We start from the raw sequence: 3,232 nt of genomic DNA, 5'->3' as shown, positions 1-3,232 counted from the left end.
ACCGCATCCAGCATGATGATCGCCATCCCGAACGGCGTACAGATCTTCTGCTGGCTGGCAACATTATGGGACGGCAGACCGGTGATCCGAACTCCGTTGCTGTTCGTCTTCGGCTTTTTCTTCATCTTCGTCATCGGCGGGCTGACGGGCGTGATGCTCGCCTCAGTTCCGTTGGATCTTCAGGTCCACGACACCTATTTCGTCGTCGCCCATTTCCATTACGTGCTGATCGGCGGCTCGGTGTTCCCGCTGCTTGGCGCGGCTTATTTCTGGTTCCCGAAGGTCACCGGCCGCATGATGAGCGAACGCCTCGGGCGGTGGCATTTCTGGCTGGCCTTCATCGGGTTCAATGCAGCCTTTTTCCCGATGCATCTGGTCGGCCTGTGGGGCATGCCACGACGTGTCTACACCTATCCGGCCGAGCTTGGCTGGGGCAACATCAACCTTTTCATCTCGGCTGGGGCGTTACTCTTCTTCCTGAGCTTTGTCCTGTTCACCTTCAACCTTGTGCATGGCGCGTTGAAAGGCACCTCGGCCGGCAACAATCCTTGGGACGCAGGAACCTTGGAGTGGGCAACATCCTCGCCGCCGCCGAGCTATAATTTCGCACGCATTCCCATCGTCACTCATATCGAGCCGCTCTGGGCCGAGCGCGAGGCGCTCCCTGTAGCGACCGGGCTCCGCGTCGACGCGCGCGAACTCCTCATCTCGACCGTGGCCGAAGCTCATCCCGACATTCGCGAGAAATCGGCCGCCCCTTCGATCTGGCCGCTTTTAGCGGCGCTGGCCGTCGGCGGCACGTTTCTCTATTCAATCTTCACGCCCTGGGCGATCGTCTGGGGCGCCGCGCCAATCGCCATCACGTTGATCGGATGGTTCTGGCCCAAGGGCGATCCGGAGGACGAGGAATGAAGCAGCGCGCCGCCGCCGATCTTTCTGGCCTGCCCACCTTCGGGCACGGTCCGCGCAGCCCGACCTGGTGGGGCACGCTGGGTTTCATGGCGCTGGAAGGCACGGGCTTCGCGCTGGCGGCCGGCGCTTATCTCTACCTTGCGCAGTCATGGCCAGACTGGCCGCTCAGCGCACCGCGCCCGAACCATTGGCCCGGAACGATCGTCACCATTTTGTTCATCGTCAGCCTTGTGCCTAACCACATCCTCCACCGCTATGCCAAGCAATGTTCGATGGTGCCGGTGCGGATCGGGCTGATGGTCATGTCGCTGCTCGGCATCGCTCCGCTCGTCGTGCGCTGGTTCGAATTCCCGGCCCTCAACATCTATTGGGACACCAATGCCTATGGATCGATGCTCTGGGTGCTGCTCGGGCTGCACACCACCCATCTCATCACCGATGTCGGCGACACCATCGTGCTGACTGTGCTGATGTTCACGCGCCACGGCTATAGCGGCCGTCGCTTCGGCGATGTCGGCGACAATGTCTTCTACTGGGACTTCGTGGTCCTGACCTGGATTCCGATCTATCTGCTCATCTACTGGGTGCCGAGGCTAGGCTGAGATGCGTGCATTACGCCTGGGAACGTCTTGGGGTGGTCTTCTGTCAGGGCCGCTGGCGTGGGCGGTCTCGACACAGCTGAATTATGCGCTGGTGCCCTGGCAATGCAATCGCCAGGTGCCGGTCGTGCTTCCCGTGGCGCTGCTGCTCGTCTTGTTGTCGCTGCTCGGCGGGGCGCTGTCGTGGCGGGCGAAGCGGCGAGGCGGTGCCGCATTCAAGCCGAAGCGTACGCGCGCCACAGAGCGCTTCGTCGCCAATCTCGGCATGCTGTCGGCGTTGCTGTTTGCGCTTGTGATCCTCATGCAAGGCAGCGCGGCGCTGATCCTGGATGAGTGCCTGCGATGAATCTGGACGGGCTGTTCTCTACTTCCATCTGCTACGGCGCCGGCGCACCCGAGGCCGGGTGGACGCTCGCGCTGCCCATCACCCTGCCACTTGCCGTGCTTGCCCTGATATATGTCGTTGGAGCTGGCCGGCTTTGGCGGCGCAGCAGCCGCGGCAGGACTTTGCGGCTGCGCCAGGCTCTGCTGTTCACGGCCGGATGGGGCGTGTTGACGGCCGCGTTGGTCAGCCCGATTCATGCACTCGGTGAGCAGATCTTTGCGGCGCATATGATCGAGCATGAACTGCTGATGGCCGTGGCGGCGCCGCTGCTGGTCTCCGCCAGCCCGGCTGCGGCCTTGATGTGGGGATATCCCGCCGGGGTCCGGCGCATTCTTGGAATGGCCGCGCACGGCAGATGGCTGAATGCGGTTTGGTCTTTCGTAACTCGACCGCTCAGCGCGACCATTGCCCACGGCCTGGCCATATGGATCTGGCACCTTCCGGCGTTGTTCGAGGCCGCGCTCGAACGCGGCGTGATGCACTATGCACAGCACGCGAGCTTCTTCGGAACAGGGCTGCTGTTCTGGTGGGTACTCTTGCCGCGTCCCGGCCGCCAGCATGCCTATGGGACCGCAGTGATGCATCTTTTCGTCACCTCGCTGCACACTGGCCTGCTTGGCGTGCTCCTGCTGCTCTCGCCGCGGCTCTGGTACCCGCAGAACGCGGTGGGTGCGGCACTATGGAATTTGAGCCCCCTGGAAGACCAGCAACTTGCCGGGCTGGTGATGTGGGTTCCCGCTGGACTGATCTATGGCGGCGCAGCGCTGCTGCTGGCCGCGCTGTGGATCAAGGCGAGCGGAAGGGGGGAGGCTGCGCATGCCTACGAGCTTGTCTAAGCTGCTTGCCGGCGCCAGCGTCGCGCTGGTGCTGCTCGTTGCGGGCGTGGCCGGAATGACCTGGTGGTCCGATCAGGCGGCGCGCATCCGCCACGAGGCGGAGGCGGCCACGGGAGGTGACATTGCGCGCGCCATGCCGATCATGACTGCGAATGGTTGTTCCGGCTGCCATACGATTTCGGGCGTGCCGGGCGCGCAAGGGCAGGTCGGTCCACGCCTCGACGCCAGTCTTGCTGACCGCACCTTTATCGGCGGCGGGCTGGCCAACAATCCAGAGAACCTGATCCGCTGGATACGGTCTGCCAGGGAAATCAATCCGCGCACGGCCATGCCATCGACCCGAATTTCGGAGCAGCAGGCGCGCGATATCGCGGCCTACCTCTACGCTCTGAAATGATTGAGCGGTTCACCGTTTGACGGACAACGCCGACCCTGTGTGGAAGAGACCGACTATCGCCGATCCAGGATCATCTAGCTTTGATGCTGAGACGGATCGGATA

At 63.1% G+C, this 3,232-nt stretch carries 5 protein-coding genes; all 5 read left to right on the top strand.

Annotated elements, in window-relative coordinates; all coding sequences use genetic code 11:
- Positions 1–912: cbb3-type cytochrome c oxidase subunit I (locus EOA22_RS28750; RefSeq protein ID WP_206521348.1), on the top strand; the 912-nt coding region annotated here is incomplete at its 5' end.
- Positions 909–1,514 (top strand): cytochrome c oxidase subunit 3, encoded by a 606-nt coding sequence (locus EOA22_RS28745; RefSeq protein ID WP_013525139.1) that lies wholly within the window; start codon positions 909–911, stop codon positions 1,512–1,514. The genes EOA22_RS28750 and EOA22_RS28745, both read left to right, overlap by 4 nt.
- Before the next feature lies 1 nt (position 1,515).
- Entirely contained in the window at positions 1,516–1,857 is a 342-nt protein-coding gene (locus tag EOA22_RS28740) for a hypothetical protein (RefSeq protein ID WP_063170778.1), read from the top strand.
- Positions 1,854–2,732: a cytochrome c oxidase assembly protein gene (locus tag EOA22_RS28735; protein WP_063170779.1), complete on the top strand. Its 879-nt coding sequence runs from the start codon at positions 1,854–1,856 to the stop codon at positions 2,730–2,732. The genes EOA22_RS28740 and EOA22_RS28735 overlap by 4 nt, the downstream gene beginning before the upstream one ends.
- Positions 2,713–3,129 carry a c-type cytochrome gene (locus tag EOA22_RS28730; RefSeq protein ID WP_063170780.1) on the top strand — a complete coding sequence of 139 codons (417 nt, stop codon included), beginning with the start codon at positions 2,713–2,715 and terminating at the stop codon, positions 3,127–3,129. Before EOA22_RS28735 ends, EOA22_RS28730 begins: the two co-directional genes overlap by 20 nt.
- Positions 3,130–3,232 lie beyond the last annotated feature (103 nt).

The sequence above is a fragment of the Mesorhizobium sp. M7A.F.Ca.US.014.04.1.1 genome (genome assembly GCF_003998745.1).
GTDB lineage: Bacteria > Pseudomonadota > Alphaproteobacteria > Rhizobiales > Rhizobiaceae > Mesorhizobium > Mesorhizobium ciceri.
The sequence above is the reverse complement of the archived record's forward strand: the minus strand, read 5'-3'. Positions and strand labels throughout refer to the sequence as shown.

Coding starts and splice junctions, on each gene's coding strand:
- EOA22_RS28745 (WP_013525139.1), top strand. CDS start 909: ATGAAGCAGCGCGCCGCCGCCGATCTTTCTGGCCTGCCCACCTTCGGG.
- EOA22_RS28740 (WP_063170778.1), top strand. CDS start 1,516: ATGCGTGCATTACGCCTGGGAACGTCTTGGGGTGGTCTTCTGTCAGGG.
- EOA22_RS28735 (WP_063170779.1), top strand. CDS start 1,854: ATGAATCTGGACGGGCTGTTCTCTACTTCCATCTGCTACGGCGCCGGC.
- EOA22_RS28730 (WP_063170780.1), top strand. CDS start 2,713: ATGCCTACGAGCTTGTCTAAGCTGCTTGCCGGCGCCAGCGTCGCGCTG.